The organism is Collinsella sp. LCP21S3_D3 (assembly GCF_052118305.1).
Lineage (GTDB): Bacteria > Actinomycetota > Coriobacteriia > Coriobacteriales > Coriobacteriaceae > Collinsella.
Genome location: NZ_JBQKHK010000002.1, coordinates 126,063 through 143,785, shown reverse-complemented (window position 1 = coordinate 143,785; position 17,723 = coordinate 126,063). Strand labels below are relative to the sequence as shown.

14 protein-coding genes are annotated in these 17,723 nt (G+C 61.5%); 8 read left to right on the top strand and 6 right to left on the bottom strand.

Annotated features, from left to right (window positions below; translation table 11 throughout):
* Positions 1-214 precede the first annotated feature (214 nt).
* The 5 genes from ACTQ1S_RS01735 to ACTQ1S_RS01715 all read right to left on the bottom strand — a co-directional run bounded on the left by ACTQ1S_RS01735 (position 215) and on the right by ACTQ1S_RS01715 (position 9,054).
* Positions 215-760, bottom strand: a complete 546-nt coding sequence (locus ACTQ1S_RS01735; RefSeq protein WP_441015374.1) for a transcription repressor NadR — start codon at positions 758-760, stop codon at positions 215-217.
* A complete protein-coding gene (gene nadC, locus ACTQ1S_RS01730; protein WP_441054584.1) occupies positions 760-1,620 on the bottom strand; it encodes a carboxylating nicotinate-nucleotide diphosphorylase in 861 nt (286 codons plus the stop codon). Before nadC ends, ACTQ1S_RS01735 begins: the two co-directional genes overlap by 1 nt.
* Positions 1,621-1,623: 3 nt before the next feature.
* On the bottom strand, positions 1,624-3,000 hold the full coding sequence (locus ACTQ1S_RS01725) for an L-aspartate oxidase (protein ID WP_441546927.1): 1,377 nt from the start codon (positions 2,998-3,000) through the stop codon (positions 1,624-1,626).
* A 56-nt stretch (positions 3,001-3,056) separates the two neighbouring features.
* Positions 3,057-4,082, bottom strand: coding sequence for a quinolinate synthase NadA (gene nadA / locus ACTQ1S_RS01720; protein WP_117876932.1), 1,026 nt, complete (start codon positions 4,080-4,082; stop codon positions 3,057-3,059).
* 265 nt (positions 4,083-4,347) lie between these two features.
* Complete coding sequence (locus ACTQ1S_RS01715; RefSeq protein ID WP_441546926.1) at positions 4,348-9,054, bottom strand: MBG domain-containing protein; 4,707 nt, start codon at positions 9,052-9,054, stop codon at positions 4,348-4,350.
* Between the two features lie 242 nt (positions 9,055-9,296).
* Between ACTQ1S_RS01715 and ACTQ1S_RS01710 the strand changes: the two genes are divergently transcribed.
* Positions 9,297-10,019 carry a LytR/AlgR family response regulator transcription factor gene (locus tag ACTQ1S_RS01710; RefSeq protein ID WP_441546925.1) on the top strand — a complete coding sequence of 241 codons (723 nt, stop codon included), beginning with the start codon at positions 9,297-9,299 and terminating at the stop codon, positions 10,017-10,019.
* Positions 10,019-11,296 (top strand): sensor histidine kinase, encoded by a 1,278-nt coding sequence (locus tag ACTQ1S_RS01705; protein WP_441546924.1) that lies wholly within the window; start codon positions 10,019-10,021, stop codon positions 11,294-11,296. The genes ACTQ1S_RS01710 and ACTQ1S_RS01705 overlap by 1 nt, the downstream gene beginning before the upstream one ends.
* A 60-nt stretch (positions 11,297-11,356) precedes the next feature.
* On the opposite strand, the gene ACTQ1S_RS01700 is transcribed toward ACTQ1S_RS01705, so the two are convergent.
* Positions 11,357-11,932: a hypothetical protein gene (locus tag ACTQ1S_RS01700; RefSeq protein WP_441546923.1), complete on the bottom strand. Its 576-nt coding sequence runs from the start codon at positions 11,930-11,932 to the stop codon at positions 11,357-11,359.
* A gap of 136 nt (positions 11,933-12,068) precedes the next feature.
* On the opposite strand from ACTQ1S_RS01700, the gene trxA reads away from it, so the two are divergent.
* The 6 genes from trxA to hypD all read left to right on the top strand — a co-directional run bounded on the left by trxA (position 12,069) and on the right by hypD (position 17,656).
* Positions 12,069-12,389, top strand: a complete 321-nt coding sequence (trxA, locus tag ACTQ1S_RS01695; protein ID WP_154518161.1) for a thioredoxin — start codon at positions 12,069-12,071, stop codon at positions 12,387-12,389.
* A gap of 219 nt (positions 12,390-12,608) precedes the next feature.
* Positions 12,609-12,857: a hypothetical protein gene (locus ACTQ1S_RS01690; protein WP_006235225.1), complete on the top strand. Its 249-nt coding sequence runs from the start codon at positions 12,609-12,611 to the stop codon at positions 12,855-12,857.
* 1 nt (position 12,858) lies between these two features.
* The gene (gene nikR / locus ACTQ1S_RS01685; RefSeq protein WP_441546922.1) at positions 12,859-13,365 is read left to right on the top strand and encodes a nickel-responsive transcriptional regulator NikR; all 507 of its coding nucleotides are present in this window, start codon (positions 12,859-12,861) and stop codon (positions 13,363-13,365) included.
* 117 nt (positions 13,366-13,482) lie between these two features.
* Positions 13,483-16,146 carry a carbamoyltransferase HypF gene (hypF, locus tag ACTQ1S_RS01680; RefSeq protein ID WP_441546921.1) on the top strand — a complete coding sequence of 888 codons (2,664 nt, stop codon included), beginning with the start codon at positions 13,483-13,485 and terminating at the stop codon, positions 16,144-16,146.
* 134 nt (positions 16,147-16,280) lie between these two features.
* A complete protein-coding gene (locus tag ACTQ1S_RS01675) occupies positions 16,281-16,541 on the top strand; it encodes a HypC/HybG/HupF family hydrogenase formation chaperone (protein ID WP_154518167.1) in 261 nt (86 codons plus the stop codon).
* Complete coding sequence (gene hypD / locus ACTQ1S_RS01670) at positions 16,541-17,656, top strand: hydrogenase formation protein HypD (RefSeq protein WP_441546920.1); 1,116 nt, start codon at positions 16,541-16,543, stop codon at positions 17,654-17,656. The genes ACTQ1S_RS01675 and hypD overlap by 1 nt, the downstream gene beginning before the upstream one ends.
* Positions 17,657-17,723 lie beyond the last annotated feature (67 nt).

The window sequence follows — 17,723 nt, the reverse complement described above, 5'->3', positions numbered from 1 at the left end:
CAAGTACACCGTGCACAAAAAAGGAGGCCTCCGCATCGCCGCAGAGGCCTCTTTTTTGTGCGGATAGCTAATTTGGCACCGTCGCAGGTTGAGCATAAGTCAGCGAAAACGCCCCTAAGCGAGCAAGGTGACGTGAAAGAGGAGGGAAGCGTACTTTTGTACGCGACCGACGATCGAACGTCAGATTGCCGCTTAGGGGCGTTTGCAGCGTCGGCTACGATAGATCGTCTTCGTAGGGCATCAGGTCTGCCAGATAACCCTTCTCCTTGAGCATAGCCTCGATCTCGTCGAGGGTTTGCTCATCCTCTGCCGCGATGCGATGGAAGTGATAGCCGCTCGTCACCGTTAGTAGCGGAAAGCTTTTGCCGCTCTCGATATCGTGCAGGTAGCGCTCAACATCGCGACGATTGCGGATGTCCAGGTCGGCCGTGATCTTACCGTACACGCGGTGATTGACGATCACGTTGAGCACGGCGCCTCCGGCGTCGACGATACTCGTGAGCTCATCGCCTGCCTGCTCCATGCTATGGCGAACCTTGACCAGGCGCGTGGGCACGGCGGGGCTGCTGGGGGCCTCCTGCAGCACGTAGCCGCGATTGGTCGCCACGATATCGTGCCCATCGGCGCGCAGCAGGGCGATGTCTTGCACGACAACCTGGCGGCTCACACCCACCTCGCGAGCAAGCGTACTGCCGGAGACGGGGTCTTTGGCTCGCTCGAGCACGCCCATGATGGCACGGCGACGCTCGCGGGCGTCCATTATTTACCGTCCAGCAGACGCAGGTGCTTAAGCGAGAGGTCGAGAATCGGCGCAGAGTGCGTCAACGCTCCCGAGCTAATAAAGTCAACGCCCAGGTCGGCAAGCGCACGGATATTGCTGGCATCCACGTTGCCCGAACACTCGGTCTTGGCGCGACCGGCAATAAGCTCAATCGCGGCAGCCATGTCATCGTGGGTCATGTTGTCGAGCATGATGATGTCGGCACCGACCTCCACGGCCTCGCGTACCATGTCCAGGTTCTCGCACTCGATCTCGACCGTCGCGGTAAACGATGCATGGGCGCGCGCCATCTCGATCGCACGCGCCACGCCGCCGGCGGCGTCGATGTGGTTGTCCTTGAGCATGACGGCCGTCGACAGATTGTAGCGGTGGTTGCTGCCGCCGCCGATCTCGACCGCGGCCTTCTCGAAGACGCGCATACCCGGCGTGGTCTTGCGCGTGTCGACGAGCACGGTCTTGGTGCCCTCGAGCGCCGCAGCCATCTGGTGCGTATAGGTAGCGATACCGCTCATGCGCTGCAGGTAGTTGAGCGCCACGCGCTCGCCCGAAAGCAGCACGCGCGCATCGCCGCGTACCTGGCCCACGTGGTCGCCGGCGTGCACCTCGTCGCCATCGGCAACATCAAACAGCACCGAGCTCTGCGAATCCAGCAGCTCAAAGGTACGAGCGAACACATCCAGGCCCGCGATGATGCCATCGGCCTTGGCGATGAGCTCCACCGTGGCGGGACGCGCCGTGGGGCACACGCTCGCCGTGCTCACGTCCTCAAACGTAATGTCCTCGCGCAGAGCCTGCAGAATCAGATCATCGACGACGAGCTTCATGGTAATGGGGTTCATGGTCTACTCCTCCACGGCCTGCGTGCCGGCGGCACGGGCCAAATCATCGATTGCCAGGGTGTCGGCGCTCAGGGCGCGATGACGGCCATCGAGCGCGGGCTCGCCCGCCTGCTCCACGGCGAGCGACTCGCCGGTACGCATGTGCCACGCGGCGCGACGACCCCAGACCAGCGCCTCGAGCAGGCTGTTTGATGCAAGGCGGTTCTTGCCGTGAACGCCGTTGCAGGCCGTCTCGCCGGCGGCGTAGAGCTCGGGCATCGAGGTGCGGCCGTCCTTGTCGACCCACACGCCGCCCATAAAGTAGTGCTGCGTGGGTGTGACGGGAATGGGCTCGTCCAAGATGTCGCGGCCGTCCTCCAGGCAGCGTGCGCGAATGTTGGCAAAGTGTCTGGTCACCACGTCGCGCTCAACGGGGGCAAAGCTCAGCCACTCGTGCTCGGTACCATCCTGCTTCATCTGCTCGCGAATAGCGGCGGCGACCACATCGCGCGGCTGAAGCTCATCGGTAAAACGCTCGCCGGCGGCGTTAAGCAAAATCGCGCCCTCGCCGCGGCAGCTCTCGCTGATCAGGAAGGTGCGGCCCGGCTGCGGCGAGAACAGTCCCGTGGGGTGAATCTGCACGTAGTCCAGGTGCTCCATCTTAATGCCATGCTCCTGGGCAATGTAGCAGGCATCGCCGGTGAGCTGCGGGTAGTTGGTCGAGTGGTCGTACACGCCGCCGATACCGCCTGTCGCCCACAGCGTGTGGCGGGCATGGATCTTAAACGGCTCGCCGGCATGCACGCCCTCGGCGGCATTTGCCAGCTCGTCGGCGGGGCGAACCGAGTTGTCCTCGTCCACGGGAACGGCGACGACGCCGAGGCACGCCGTGGCGCCATCACGCTCGCCCGTCAGAATGTCGGTCATGGCCACGTGCTCCAAAATCTGCACGTTATCCAGCTTGCGAACGGCCTGGAGGAGCTTGGTCGTGATTTCCTTGCCCGTAATGTCGGCATGGAAGGCGATGCGCGGGCGACTGTGCGCACCCTCGCGGGTAAAGTCGAGGCTGCCGTCGGCCTTGCGCTCAAAGTCCACCCCCATGGCCAGCAGGTCGTTGATGACCGAGCGGCTCGAGCGGATCATGATGTCGACGCTCTCGCGGCGGTTATCGTAGTGGCCGGCGTGCATGGTGTCCTCAAAGAAGGCGTCGTAGTCAGAGCCTTCGGGAAGCACGCAGATACCGCCCTGCGCGAGCATCGAATCGCACTCGTCGACAGCGCCCTTGGAGAGCATGATCACGCGCGTGCTCGTCGGCAGATTGAGGGCCGCGTACAGGCCCGCCACGCCGCAACCGGCAATGACGACGTCGCACTCCATGTCGGGGCATTGTTTGGTTTCCACAGGAATCCTCTCCCTTGCAATGTGGCATAAGGGATGGTCCCTCATGTCACATCGTTCTAGCGCGCCGCGTATTCGAGCATGCGGTCGAGCGTGAGCTTGGCCTGGTCGGCGGCCTCATCCGACACGCCAATCTGCACCTCGCCCTCGCCCGTCTCCAGGCAGCGCACGAGCTTTTCGAGCGTGATGAGATCCATGTTGACGCAGGTGGGCTGTACCGCGGGGAAGTAGAACTTTTTGCCGGTGCCCTGACAGCGGCGCTCGAGCTCGTAGAGCACGCCGCGGACCGTTACGATGATAAACTCGCTCGCGTCCGACTCCTCGGCATACTTGATGATGCCGGCAGTGGAGCCGATGTAGTCGGCCTCGGCCAGGACGTCGGCCTTGCACTCGGGGTGCGCCAGCACGAGCGCATCGGGGTGCGCCTCCTGTGCGTCGACGATCTGCTCGACGGTGATGATGTGATGGCGCGGGCAGTAGCCGTTGTTGAGGATGACGTGCTTTTGGGGCACCTGCTCGGCCACAAAGCGGCCCAAGTTCTGGTCGGGAATGAACAAGATGTGCTGCTGCGGCAGCTCGGAGACGATCTTGACGGCGTTAGAGCTGGTAACGCACACGTCACTCCAGCTCTTGATCTCGACCGTCGAGTTGACGTAACACACCACGGCCAGGTCGTCGCCATATTCGGCGCGCGCCGCGTCGACCGTCTCGCGCTTGACCATGTGGGCCATGGGACAGTCCGCGCCCGGCTCGGGCAGCAGCACGGTCTTGGTGGGATTGAGTAGCTTGGCGCTCTCGCCCATAAACTCCACGCCGCACAGCACGATAGTCTGCTGCGGCAGGCTCTTGGCGAGCTTTGCCAGGTAGAAGCTGTCGCCGACGTAATCGGCAACGGCCTGGACCTCGGGCGCCACATAATAGTGCGCCAGGATCACTGCGTCACGTTGGGTTTTTAGTTGCTGAATGGCCTCGACGAGCTCTGCGGGCACCAGTGCCGCGCGCTCCGTTGCCGTCGTTGCCGATGCCAGGCCGGCCGCGATATCGCGTGCAAGCTCCGATGCATCCATGTTCGCGCTCTGTGCCATCAAGGCCCCTCTCTTTTGGCGAATCTTGGGGCTTTAGTATGACACCTGGCTTTACAGCTGACAAGACAGCTGTAAAGCCAGGTGTAAAGTTGGAATAAGGATTCAATCTTGGGGCGGATCCATTTTCGAACTGGCAAGCTGAGGACAGTCGAAAATGGATCCGCCACACGGTTCGAGCGGCCCGTTTTATCTTGGTCCGAGAGGCGGTGGGCATAAAAGCGGGTCCGGATCGCTCGATCCGGACCCGCTGGGAGCTGGTGCGCGGTTAAGCGCGGCGCTTCATGATGGCCCACGCCAGCAGCAGGACTACCACACCGGCAGCGAGTACGGCACCCGCAATGACATAAGTGCTGTCGCCGGACTCAGGCAACGCCTCCTTGCTAGCCCTCTTCTTAGGCTTGGAAGTCGTAGTCGTGGTCGTAGTAGTCGTAGTGGTCTGGCCAGGAGCGGGCTTGGCAGCCTCGGCAACGGTAAAGGTCGTCTCGGCCGTGCCCGTGGTCGAAACCACGCTCAGCCTGTGTTTGCCCACGCCGAGCGTATTCAGGAAGCTCGCCTTGAGCGTCACGATCGTAGAGCCCTCGGTGAGCACGTAGTTCTCGGCCGCGACCTCCTTATCGTCGACCAGTACCTTCTGGAAGAACGCGAGCGGTGCGCTCGAACGGAAGCTCAGGTCCTTGGCGGCGTCAACCACCATCGTCTGGCCCTTACCGTCGATGATCTCGGGTACCAGAATCGCGATTTCCTCGGTTGCGCCCTTCTCGCCGCAGACGGTGCACTCCTGGTGTTTCTTGCCCTTGGCCTCGGTAGTCGCCGGTTTGTCGACAACCCACTTAAAGGTATGCTCGGCCTTGTCGATGATGTTGCCGCAGCGGCAGTTATGCCAGTGGTTCTTGGCATCGCGTGCCCAGCCGGAGCCGTCGGGCTCGTGCTTAAGCACGCCCTCGACCGTCACGTTCACATCGCCCTCGACGTCCTTAAGCTCATAGGTGCCCTTGGCGGAAAGCTTAACGGCCTTGCCGTTGACCTTGACGGCGTAGTCCTTGCCCGCAAAGTACGCGCTGTCGATGCCCATGGTGAGTGTTGCAGTCCCGTGCCAATCGAGCTCGGTTGCCGTCGAGGTGAGCGCGTAGCCCACCTGATTGCTCGGCAGCGTCACGACCAGCTTGGGACCGGCCGCCACGGTAACCTCGGTGGCGGAAGAAGCGTCATAGTTGGCCTTGGCCTGGTAGCGCACCTCATACGTGCCGGCGGCAAGACCCGTAAGCTCGGCCGTGCCCTCGTCCACCGCCTGATACTTGTCAGCACCCTTGGCACGCCACTCCATCGTCGCGTCGACGCCCGTGATCTTGCCGTCACGCTTGCCGCTCACGGTCTCGGCCGCAACCTGGACCACCGGCGCGCCCTGCGCGGCGTTCTTGATGGAGAAGTCGCACGTCAGACCCTCAGTCGGAAGCGCGTAGTTGCCTGCGGCCTTGCCCGTCAGTGCGGTGAGGCTCGCCTGGTACGAATCGCCGGCCTCGGTCTGGGAGCCTTCGACGGTCGCGCCAAGGTCATCCTTGCCGATGACGTTACCGAGCGTCGCCTCGGGGCAGTGCTCCTTGCCGTCATAGGTGAACTCGGTGGTGCCCCATGCCACAGTGAGCAGACGCTGGTTGATGGTGAACGTGCCGTCGACAAACGTGATGCTGTAGTTGGGGTTTGCACCCTCAGGTTGCGTCAGCTGCAGAGCATAGCCGCCATCACGCACGTTGTCGCTATCTTCGCGCTCGATCTCGAGGCCCTGAAGCGTTTCGCCCGCGACGAGTTTGCCAGAAGTGACATCCCACGTAAACACGGGGTCGGCCTCGCCGTAGGTCTTAGAAACGTCCTGGGCGGTGACCGTAATCGCGCGCGGCTTGACCTCGAGAATCACCTTACCCTCGGCCTTCACGCCGTCGATCGTTACCTCATAGGACACAGTCAGCGTGCCGACGTCCTTAATCTTGGGAGCCTCGGGGGACCAGTTCTTGCCGTCAGTGCTGTACTTTGCCGTTGCACCCTTGGGCAGACTCGTCGCATCAACCGTGTGATACGCACCGTCGTACTCGTCGGAGTAGCCCTTGATGCCGAAGGCGGGAATCTCGACAGACTCGCGCTCGTAGCCGCACGTCTTGCAGCGCTCATGCTTGGAACCGGGCTTATCAGCCGCAGCGGTCTGGTCGACGACCCACTCAAAGTCATGCTTTGCGCGATCAACGTCCTCCTTGCCACAGGTGCAGGTGTTCCAGTGCTCGGTATCGTCGTGCTTCCAACCGCTACCGTCGGCCTTCTTAGGGCCGTCCTTGACCTCAACCGTCAGGGCCTTGGAGGCGTTATGGTTACGGTCAGCCTTAAGGCGAACGCAGTATTTGCCAGCGGCGAGGCCCTTAACCGACGTCTCGCCTTCGGCAATCCGCTGATAGTCGCTGGCGGCCTCGGCTTTCCACTCGTAGGTGTTATCAATCCCGTCGATGCTGCCGTCCGCCAAGTCATGCCCGGTCGCGGCCGTCGTCTTGACGTCCTTGGGAGCGGCCTGATCGGCGGGAGCGATCTTAATCTCAAGCTCGCCCTCCACCGGCACGTAGTCGGGTGCGGTAATACGGTACTTAATTGTCTCGGCGCACGCGTTGGTATAGGAGGGGATTCGGTCTTCGTACAGCGAGCCACCACCGACGCTATATTCGATCTTCATGCCCTCGGGGGCGTTGTCGACCGTCACCGACGGCGAGTGAGCCATGCCATCGTAGGTGCCGTCAAAGCCCTTGGCCTGAACATTCTCGAACTGCGTGCCGTAGATGCTCCAGTAGAAACTCTGACCATAAGCAAAGTTGCCCAAGCCCCACAGCCAGGTTCTATACGTACCGGGATCGGTACCGTCCCGATCTCCACGGTCTTGATCGAACTCATAGTCCACACCCAACCTGAGGTCAACCGTCTCACCATCTACCGTTGTAGTCACCTTAAATTGCGGAGCGATCTTCTCACCCGTCCACTTGAACGCTGGCAAGTTATTCTTGACTGTGTCGTTATTGAGCACCTCGACCTTGCAAGTACTTAGCTTAATTCCATCGATCTTGAACACGCGCTCGAGCGTAACATCGCTCTGTCCCTCGATGGCAACCGTCGCCACCACGCGATAGGTACCCGCATCGCACGGCTGCGACCCTTCCATCTCGATGCCCACGGTGTCATTCTCATCCACGAAACGGTAAAAGCGTGCGCTCACAATCTTTACCTTGCCCTGGGCTACAGCGTTGTCCTTTTGAGACGGCTTGGTCGTAGCAAGCACGGCGTCGCGCTGCTTGCCGTTGTAGGTAAAGCTCAGGTCGCCGCTCTTGGACGACATCAGCGAGATCGTCTCGCCGTCCCTGGAGTAGACACAGTGCGAGGCCTCATACTGTCCGTTGCACCTAGCCGCGATGCTGTACCCATTCTTGTTGATGGAATAGGCCCACTCGTGCTCGTGCTTGCGATGGATAACCTTGACCTTGCCATCGGTAACGTCGTATGCAAGGTCGGCATTAGCAAACTTGAGCCTGCTCGCAAGATCCTCCTGCGAAAGATCGCTCGTGCCAAGGTCCACATACTCATAATAGTAATACTGCTTATTGGACTCGGGATCGAACTTGGTATCGTCGATAGACAGGACGGCTTCGCCCGTAAAAGACTTATCGACGTGAACCTTGCCGTAGCTACCGACATCGGACGCATCGACGCCCTTCGCCTTGGCCGTAGTGACCTTCGTGTTGCCGGCGAGCGTCACAGAACCAAGGGCGTAAACCGCGCAGCGTTTCTCGTCCTGACCGCTTATGTCGCGACCGTTGAAATAATCAGAGGGAAACACGAACGAATCGTCGATAACCGTACCGTTTATGGTGCACGACGCATCCTTTGCCACCGCAATGGCACTCGTCATGTGCATCTGATATTGAATACCCCACACATTGAACATATAAGAGCAGGGGCCATTCCATGACGTGTTATTTGTTGAACGGATACTGCAGTTATTCAGGGCGACTATGGCATTTTTGACGCCAATATTGCCCGCATGCACATGACCGCTCTCAACCTTCATCTCGTCGCATGCAATCATTCCCTGACTGTTGTTTTCGAACGTGCAGCCGTTCAACGTAACTTTTGGAGTCTTCGACCGCCCGACCACGCTCAAGGCGCCGACGCAGTCATCACTATTATTCTTAAACGTGCAGTTGACAAACGTTGCATCCACCGCGACCTGGCTGCCTCTGATAGTTACAGGCGCCGGCGAGGCTTCGTAAATTTCATTACCCTGGTCAACCTTGAATGCGCTGTTCTTGCAGCATTTCCAACCGCTGACACTCACGTTCGTGAAGCTGGCCGTCTCCCCCGCACCCATGGTTCCATAGAGCGTGATTGCCCGATCGGTATCTTTGTTCTCGGTCCTTGAAACAAGCTTGAGGTTTTTCACGGAAAGGTTGAGGCTCTTGCCCGTATTCGGTTTATCGACACCTCCACGCGCTTCGTAATCATTGCTATCGCTCAAAAACGTTTTTCCATCGCAGCGTACCTCGGTCGGGACACCCGAATCACCGATGAACTCGACATAACCGCCCTTGAGCACAAAGAGCGGGTGTTGCGAATATGTAAGGTCACGCTCGACGGTCAGCGGACCGCCCAGAGACGAGCTGTCGGTGAAATATAGGCGGGTCGGATTCTCCCTGGTGCCGCCCTCGACCTCATAGTGGTCGATATCAACCGTGCCGGCAAACCGATAGTCTTTGCCGCCGGAAAGTTGGATTACATCACTTTCGCCATACGAAAGCTCGCTTTTCAGGTGTTTCGGTTTGATCGCGGCGGACGGATACGCCTCGGCTACCGTAGGCGTGGCGAGGGTCGTCGCCGCACCCCCAAGCGCCAGCGCTGCAGCCAGCACGCAAGCAGCAAGTCTGCGCATCCTCATCTTCTTCTCCCTCATCACGGCTCCCCTTACCCCTATGCTTTCGCAATGTTCGTTATCGCTTGGCGCCGGCGGTCGGCCTGACTCCCCGTCCGACCGCCGGCATCGATTGACATGTGTATCCATGGAGTATTGTGCGGCCATCAAAACTGACGCCCTGCCGCTCAGCGCGAGTTGCGCACCGTGGGGCGCAAACGGGGTGTTCCTCCGCGGGCGGCGCGCACCCAATGTGGCAAAATCGAACTACTAAGGGGGCCCGAATGCTCAAGATCATCGCCTGCGACGACGACGTCGCTTTTCTAGATAGACTGCACCGGATGATCGACCGCTGGTCGACCGAGACGGGCACGGCGGTCGACGTTGCACTCGTCACGCGCGGCGAGGACCTGCTGGCCCGCCATGCCGCATCGCGCGCCGACATCATTCTGCTCGACATGATCATGCCGCTCGTCAACGGCATGGACACCGCGCGGGAGTTGCGCCAATCCGATACAGCCGTGCGACTGGTGTTCCTCACCTCATCGCCCGAGTTCGCGCTGGAGTCCTATGAGGTCCGCGCCTTCGACTACCTGCTCAAGCCCGTAACGTACGAACGCCTGGCGCAACTGCTCGACGAGCTTTCGAGCATGCGACCTGACGCGACCGATGAGCTCGTGACCAAAACGTCCTTTGGATACCATGCCCTGCGCCTGTCCGATATCGAATACGCCGAGGCCCGCAACAAGCACGTGGTATTCCACCTGCGCGACGGGCGCGATATCGAGGCGCTCGAGCCGTTCCGCAGCATCGAGGACCAGCTGGCCAAAAACGCAAACTTCTTTAAATGTCACCGTAGCTACCAGGTCAACCTGCGCAATATCGACCACTTCAACCGCACGGATATCGTCATGCGCTCGGGCGCTTGCATCCCGCTGGCGCGCAGTTGCAAGCAGGGTTTCCAGGATGCCTACTTTGCGGCACGGTTCGAGAGCGGGAGGCGCTAATGCTCCCCGCGGCCGAGATGGTACTTTGGGCAATCCACCACGCAACGACCCTGCTTTTTGGCGTTTTTGCCTCGGCGGCGCTCTGCGGTATCGAGATCAACCGGCGTCATGCGCTTGAGCTGGTGATGGTCGGCGCCGTAACCGGATGCGCATTCGGCCTCGCCAATGCCGTCGGCGGCGAGCTTTTCGCCCGTCAGGTATATCCGCTCGTCGTGCATCTGCCGCTCGTCATCTACCTGTGCGCGCGCTATCGCCTGAGCCCGCTGCTCGTTATGCTGGGCGTCACCAGTGCTTATCTGAGCTGCCAGTTCAGCAACTGGATGGGCATCGCCGCGCTCGCCGCCACCGACTCGCAAATCGCGTACTACGCGGCACGCATTATCACCACGGCCGTCGTCTTTGCAATCCTGCTGCATTGGGCCAGCGACATCGGTCCGCGCCTGGCGGTTAAAACCCCCACCGAGCTCGAGATTCTGCTCATCCTGCCGCTCGTCTATTACATCTTTGACTACGCCACCAACGTCTACACCACGCTCTTCCACTCGGGCTCCGTGGTGACGGTTGAGTTTTTGGCGTTTGCGCTTTGCGCGTTCTACCTCATGTTTCTTACTGTGTATCTGCGCGAATACGAGGCAAAGGAAATCGCCGAGCGCGAGCGCTGGATGCTCGCGACCCGCGACAGCGCAGCCATCAAGGAGCTCGAGGCCTGGCGCCAATCTGGACGTGAGCTTTCGGTTCTCCGCCACGACATGCGGCACTTCCTGCGCGGCCTTGCGGCTTTGATCGAGGAGGGCCGCACCGACGAGGCGCTCGAGCGCATCGACGAGCTCTGCGAGACAAACGACCGCACCGCTGTGCGCCGCTACTGCGCCAACGACACGGTCAATATCGTGCTTTCGTCATTTAGCTCCGATATCAACCGAAACGGCATCAGCGCCGATTTGCGCGCCGCCGTGCCCGAGAGCGTCCATGTAGCCGACGTCGATCTGTTTAGCGTACTCTCAAACGCCCTGGACAACGCCATCGTCGCCGCAAGCGCCGCTCCCCAGGGCAAGCGATTTGTCGATCTGGACCTGCGTTGCGAGGACGGACAACTGCTACTTTTGGTCTCCAACACGTTTGGGCGCCCGCCGCGCATGGTCGACGGCATGCCCGTGGCCGATCACACCGGACACGGCTTTGGAACCAGGAGCATTAAGCTTGCCGTCGAGCGCATGAACGGCAACTGCCAGTTTCGCATTCACGGCGATCGGTTTGAGTTTCGCGCAGTGATGTAAGGGCGCGACAAGTCGGCGCCGCGCTCGACCCATCAGGACCGCCTTGCCGGCGCCAGTCCGCTACAGCGGCGCGGCGGCCGGGGTCAGCTGCTTGATGTAGGCCCACATGCGCTGCTTGGCGGCCTTGTCGGTCAGCGCGGCCTCAAAGCCGTCGAGCGCGAGTACGCGACGACCCTGCACGTGGGCGACCAAGCCGGGCTTGAGCATGGCGGTATCAAAGTCGTCGATCGCCACGAGCATGTCTGCGTAGGTCTCGCGCATGGTATCGGCCGCTCGATCGTCCAGCAGCAGGACCGCCTCGGGATCCAAGGCCTCGAGCGCCTCGCGGAACAGCTCGCACGGCAGGTCCTCGCCTGCCGCAACCGCCCCGTCGCCCGCGCCGGCAACACTTGCCAGCACGCAGAAATCCTCGGGCGCGTAACCGATGGCGCCGAGCGCCTTACGCAACGCGGCGCCGTCTGGACCGGCAGCCAGCTCGCCACCCGCACGCTCGGCATCGTCTAAATCACCTTTTACCAGCACAATTGGCGAGCACGCGTTACCCGCGATACGCACGCCGCGACCCGCGAGCGATGCGAGCTCCTGCTCGGTCGCCTGGGCGATGGCTTCTTTTTTCTGGCTTTGTGACGTGGGCATGCGCTCTCCAATCGTTTGCATGCCCACCATTATATAAAAGAGCCGCCCGCGAGTGGTTGCATTGCGGGCCGTTGGGTATAAGCACGGTCGTACTGAGTTTTACGCGGCCGAGCCGCGTCGCACTATGGAGGTCACCATGGCTGACATTAAGCAAATTACCCCCGAGAATTTCGATTCCGTCGTTAACGGCAGCCTTCCCGTGCTGGTTGATTTTTGGGCACCGTGGTGCGGTCCCTGCCGTTCGCTCTCGCCTATCGTTGACGAAGTGGCCGACGAGCTGGCCGGCAAGATTACCGTCGCCAAATGCAACGTCGACGACAATCAGGACCTGGCCATGAAGTTTGGCGTTATGAGCATCCCCACGCTGGTTGTCTTTAAGAACGGCGAGGAAATCGACCGCTCCGTCGGCGCGCTGCCCAAGGCTAGGCTGCAGGCGCTGCTTGAGAAGCACCTGTAATACGCCGGTCATGTGTTGCCGTCCATGAGTGGTTTTGTGCCGCTCGCCGGAGAGCCGGGTGTTGCGCCCGCGACCACGGATAGTATGGTAATCACAAACAGCCCCCAGTGAACGGGTGCGGGTCAGACGGACTCGCACCCGTTTTCTTATGCGGCGATGCGTAAAGCGGGCGTAGTAGAATCTGAACCACTGATTAGACCCGTACAAAAGGAGATTCCCATGCATGACGTCGGAATGAACATGAGCCAGCTTGCCATGAGCGTCAAGCAGGTCGACGACACCATTGAGCTCGCTCACGAGTGGAGCCATCAGCTGCTGCATGCGACCGAGAACTTTGACATGGAGCGCATTGGCGCCAAGCTCGAGGCCGCCATGGCGGCGCTCCACGAGGCGCACGACGCACTCGAGGGCTACGAGGAGGCCATCGAGGCCGACCATAACTCCGTTGGCTCCGTAAAGCTGGTGTAGCGTGGCCGAGCACGAGCACGCCTGCGAGCACGAGCATCCGCACGGGCCGACCGGCGACGTGGGCTACCGTTGCAGCGGCTCCGCCTCCGAGCTGGTCCGTTTTTCGGTCACCGCTCCCGACGACCTGTTGCGCCGCTTTGACGAGCAAATCGCGCGCCGCGGCGACGTTGCCAACCGCTCCGAGGCCGTGCGCGACCTGATTCGCGCCTCCATTGCCAAGGAGCAGATGCGAACGCCCGACGAGCAGGTCATCGGGTCGCTCACCATGATCTATGACCACCATACCGGCGACCTGACGCGCCGTCTGGACGAGGTGCAGCACGACTACACCGACGAGATTGTCTCGACCATGCACGTGCATCTGGACCACCACAACTGCTTGGAGATTCTGGCTCTTAAGGGTCGCGGCGAGCGTGTCTACGAGCTGGCTGACCGTCTGCTGGGCCTGCGCGGCGTTAAGCACGGCGAGCTCACCTGCGCCGCCACCGAGCAGAGCCTGGGGCTGTAGCGGGTCTTTGCGCGGCGCACCTGCCAAAAAGGGACAGGTTTGTTTTGGCAGGTTTAACGTTTTACCTACCAAAATAAACCTGTCCCTTTTTGGCAGGTCTCGATGAAGGAGGGTCGCATGCGACATGCGCATATCCATGTAACGGGCATTGTGCAGGGCGTTGGCATGCGGCCATTTGTGTATCGCGAGGCCATGGCGCATGGCATTTGCGGCTGGGTGCTTAACGCGGGCGATGGCGTGCATATCGAGGCGCACGCTCTAAGCGAGGCGCTCGACGAATTTGTCGCCGCGCTTTCCGAGCATACGCCTGCGGCGGCTCGTGTGGAGCATGTCGAGGTTATGGACCTAGCGCCCGGCGACTGGGACGCCGCCAACGAGCGGGGCTTTCGCATTGTGGCATCGCAGGATCAAACCGCCCACACGACGCTCGTCTCGCCCGACATCGCCACGTGCGACGACTGCCTGCACGAGCTGTTCGACCCCGCCGACCGACGCTTTCACTATCCCTTTATCAACTGCACCAACTGCGGACCGCGCTTTACCATCATCCGGTCGCTGCCCTATGACCGAGCGGCCACCTCGATGGATTGCTTTCCCATGTGCCCCACCTGTGCCGCAGAGTATGACGACCCGCTTGACCGGCGGTTTCACGCGCAGCCCGATGCCTGCTTTGATTGCGGGCCGCACATTACGTGGCGCGAGGCCGGCGAAGCCGCCGCGTCGCTGACCGTCGGCACCACGCGCAAGACCAGCGACGCCATTATCGACCGCTGTGTTGAGCTGTTGGCCAACGGCGGTATCGTCGCCATCAAGGGTCTGGGCGGATTTCACTTGGTATGCGACGCCTCCAACGAGAAGACGGTAGCCGAGCTTCGCCGCCGCAAACGCCGCAGCAACAAACCGCTTGCCGTTATGGTACGCAACCTTGCAGATGTTGAACGCCTGTGCCATGTCAACGACGTTGAGCGCGGCCTGCTGGCCGGCAGCATTCGCCCCATCGTGCTGCTGCGCCGACGTGCCGTTTGCGAGAGCGGCGGCTCCCCCAACGCGCTCGCGCTCGCGCCATCCGTCGCGCACGATCTACCCGAGCTCGGCGTTATGCTCCCCTACACCCCGCTTCAGCATCTGTTGCTTGCCGCGGCAGAAGCCCGCGGCATGCACGCGCTCGTCATGACCAGCGGAAACCTGAGCGAGGAACCTATCGAGACCGATGATACCCTTGCATGGGAGCACCTTGTTGCCGCCGGCATCGCTGACGCGCTACTTGGCAACGACCGTGCGATTCTCTCGCGCTACGATGATTCCGTGGTGCGCGTGGTCGGTGGGGTCGCCATGCCCGTTCGCCGCGCTCGCGGATATGCACCCCAGCCGCTGCCGTTGCCGGCGCTCGACGGCGCTCCGTCCTGCGTGCTCTCCTGCGGGCCACAACAAAAGGCCACGATTGCGCTCACGCGTGAAGGGACGAACGGCGAGGCAACCTGTTTTGTGTCGCAGCATATCGGCGATGTTGAAAACGGCGGGACCTTCGATGCCTGGAACGCCGCGCGAACGCGCTTGGAAGATCTCTTTGACTTGGCGCCCGCCGCCTTGGCCTGCGATCTACACCCCAGCTATCTATCGAGCCAGTGGGCGCGCGAGCAGGCGCGAAAATGCAATCTGCCGCTCGTCGAGGTGCAGCACCATCATGCGCACATCGCGAGCGTAATGGCAGAGGCGATTGCCGCGGGCCAGCTTACAACCGACGCGCGCGTCCTTGGCATCGCCTTTGACGGCACCGGCGCCGGCACCGATGGGACCATTTGGGGCGGCGAGTTTCTTGTTGCCAGCCTTGGCGGCTTTGAGCGCGCCGCGCATTTGCGCACCTGGACGCTCCCCGGCGGGGCGGCCTCCGTGCGCGACGCCCGCCGCAACGCCTTTGCCCTGCTCAGCGAGCTCGGCCTGCTTGAACATCCGGGGGCCGAGCGGCTCTTGGACGGCCTAGACGAGCAAACACGCAGCGTGACGGCAACGATGATCGAGCGGAACATCAACAGCCCACGCACGAGCAGTATGGGGCGTCTCTTTGACGCCGCCGCTGCAGTTTTGGGCATTTGCGGGCAGGCAACCTACGAAGGCGAGCCCGCCATCGAACTCGAAGCCGCCGCCTGGCGCGCGCTCGGTAGCAAAATTACCCATGTTCCCGGCGATAAAGACGGCTGTTCCGCATCTGACCCATTGCGACTGGACAGTTTGTTCAGATTTGTATTAAAAACAGACCCTCTAACCAACGGTTTTGGCTCAGATTACCCCGAAGAGGGCTCTCCAGGCACCTCATTTGCGGTTAATTCGCCCGCCGGATACCCCAAATCAACCCATTCGGGGCCCTCGCAGACGATCTATACCACCCATTACCACTCTAAAAAGTACAAATCTGAACTAACTGTCCAAGCAACCTCGAGCAGGTCTCTCGTCCTGAGCCCCAGCTCACTTTTTGCGGCGCTTTTGGAGGGAACCAGAGCCAGTGTGCCCGCCGACAGGCTCGCACTCGACTTCCATGTCGCCGTCGCGCGCTCCTCGGCACGCATCGCCAGCGAGATCTGCGCGCGCGAGGGCATCGACACCGTCGCGCTCTCGGGCGGCGTGTTCATGAACCGACTTCTGCTCCAGCTCCTCACCCGCGAGCTCAAAAGCGCAGGTCTTACTGTCCTTATCCCCCATACCGTGCCCGTCAATGACGGCTGCATCGCCTACGGTCAGGCGGCGGTCGCAAGCGCTCGTCTTGCGCAGATCGCATCGCAGTAGCTCGCTCTCGCACACCGCTGTGCCCAGCCGTCTCACAGGCGTAACGCGTTTGCCCGCGAACCCCGCGAGCGTTACCATCAACTGATGGATTATTGAGCGCCCATCCAGCGCAAAGCGTCTAAAAGGGGAACAATATGTGCCTTGCCGTCCCCGGTAAAGTAGTCAAACGCGACGACGGCCTCAAGGCTACCGTCGACATGATGGGCATCGAGCGCCCCGTGTCGCTGCGACTCGTGCCAACGGCGCAGGTTGGCGACTATATTCTCGTGCACGCCGGCTTTGGCATCCAGATCGTCGACGAGCAGGAAGCACAAGAAACGCTCGAGCTCGTTAACGCCATGACCGAACTGGCCGAAGAAGACCAACTGGCCAGCAACCCGGCCGAGGCATACTAGTGGCGGCCGAACAGCCGGTGCGCTCCGGTATCGACTTTTCGGCATTTCGCGACCCCAAGCTGGCTCGCGAGCTCATCGAACGCATTCGCGGTCTTGTCGGCGACCGTACCATCAACCTTATGGAAGTCTGCGGCACACACACCGTGAGCATCGGCCGCTATGGCTTTCGCTCCATTATGCCGGCCGGGCTCAAGCTGCTGAGCGGCCCGGGCTGCCCCGTCTGCGTTACCGCCAACCGTGACATCGACCACGCGATCGCGCTCGCCAACATAGACGGCGCCATCATCACCACTTTTGGCGACATGATGCGCGTGCCCGGATCGTCCACCTCGCTCGCAGCGCAAAAGGCGGCAGGGCGCGATATCCGCGTCGTCTACTCTCCGCTCGACGCACTCGACATTGCCGAGCAAAATCCCGATCGTCCGGTCATTTTTATGGGCGTGGGCTTTGAGACTACGACGCCCACCATCGCCGCTGCCATCTTGGAGGCCGAGGCGCGCGGGCTTTTGAACTTTTCGGTCTATTGCGCCCACAAGACCACGCCGCCGGCGTTGCGCGCCATCGCCAACGATCCCGAGACCGCCATCGACGGTTTTATCCTGCCGGGCCACGTCGCCACCATCACGGGCTTGGCGCCCTTTAGCTTTTTGGTCGACGAGTTCGATACCCCGGGCGTGGTCACGGGATTTGAACCGGTCGATATCCTGCAAGGCATCTGCATGCTGGTCCAGATGGCTGTCGAGGGCAGGCCCGCGATCGACAACGCCTACCGCCGTGGCGTCAACGCAGGCGGCAACTCCGTGGCGCGACAGCTGGTCGAGCGGGTGTTTGAGCCATGCGACACCACATGGCGCGGGCTGGGGCCGATTGCCAACTCGGGCCTTTCCATCCGCCCCGAGTTCTCGCGCTTCGATGCCCATGCTCGCTTTGACGTGCCCGTTGAGGCGACGGTCGAGCCGCGTGGGTGCCGCTGCGGCGACGTGCTGCGCGGGGCCATTACGCCGAGCAGCTGCCCGCTCTTTGGCCGCACTTGCACGCCCGAGCACCCCGTCGGCCCGTGCATGGTGAGCTCCGAAGGCAGCTGCGCGGCGTACTACCGCTACCGCGACTATTAGGTTCCGCCGTTCTAACGAGCGGCGGACTGGTCGACGCTGCGCCTCACCCATATAATTCCACCCACGA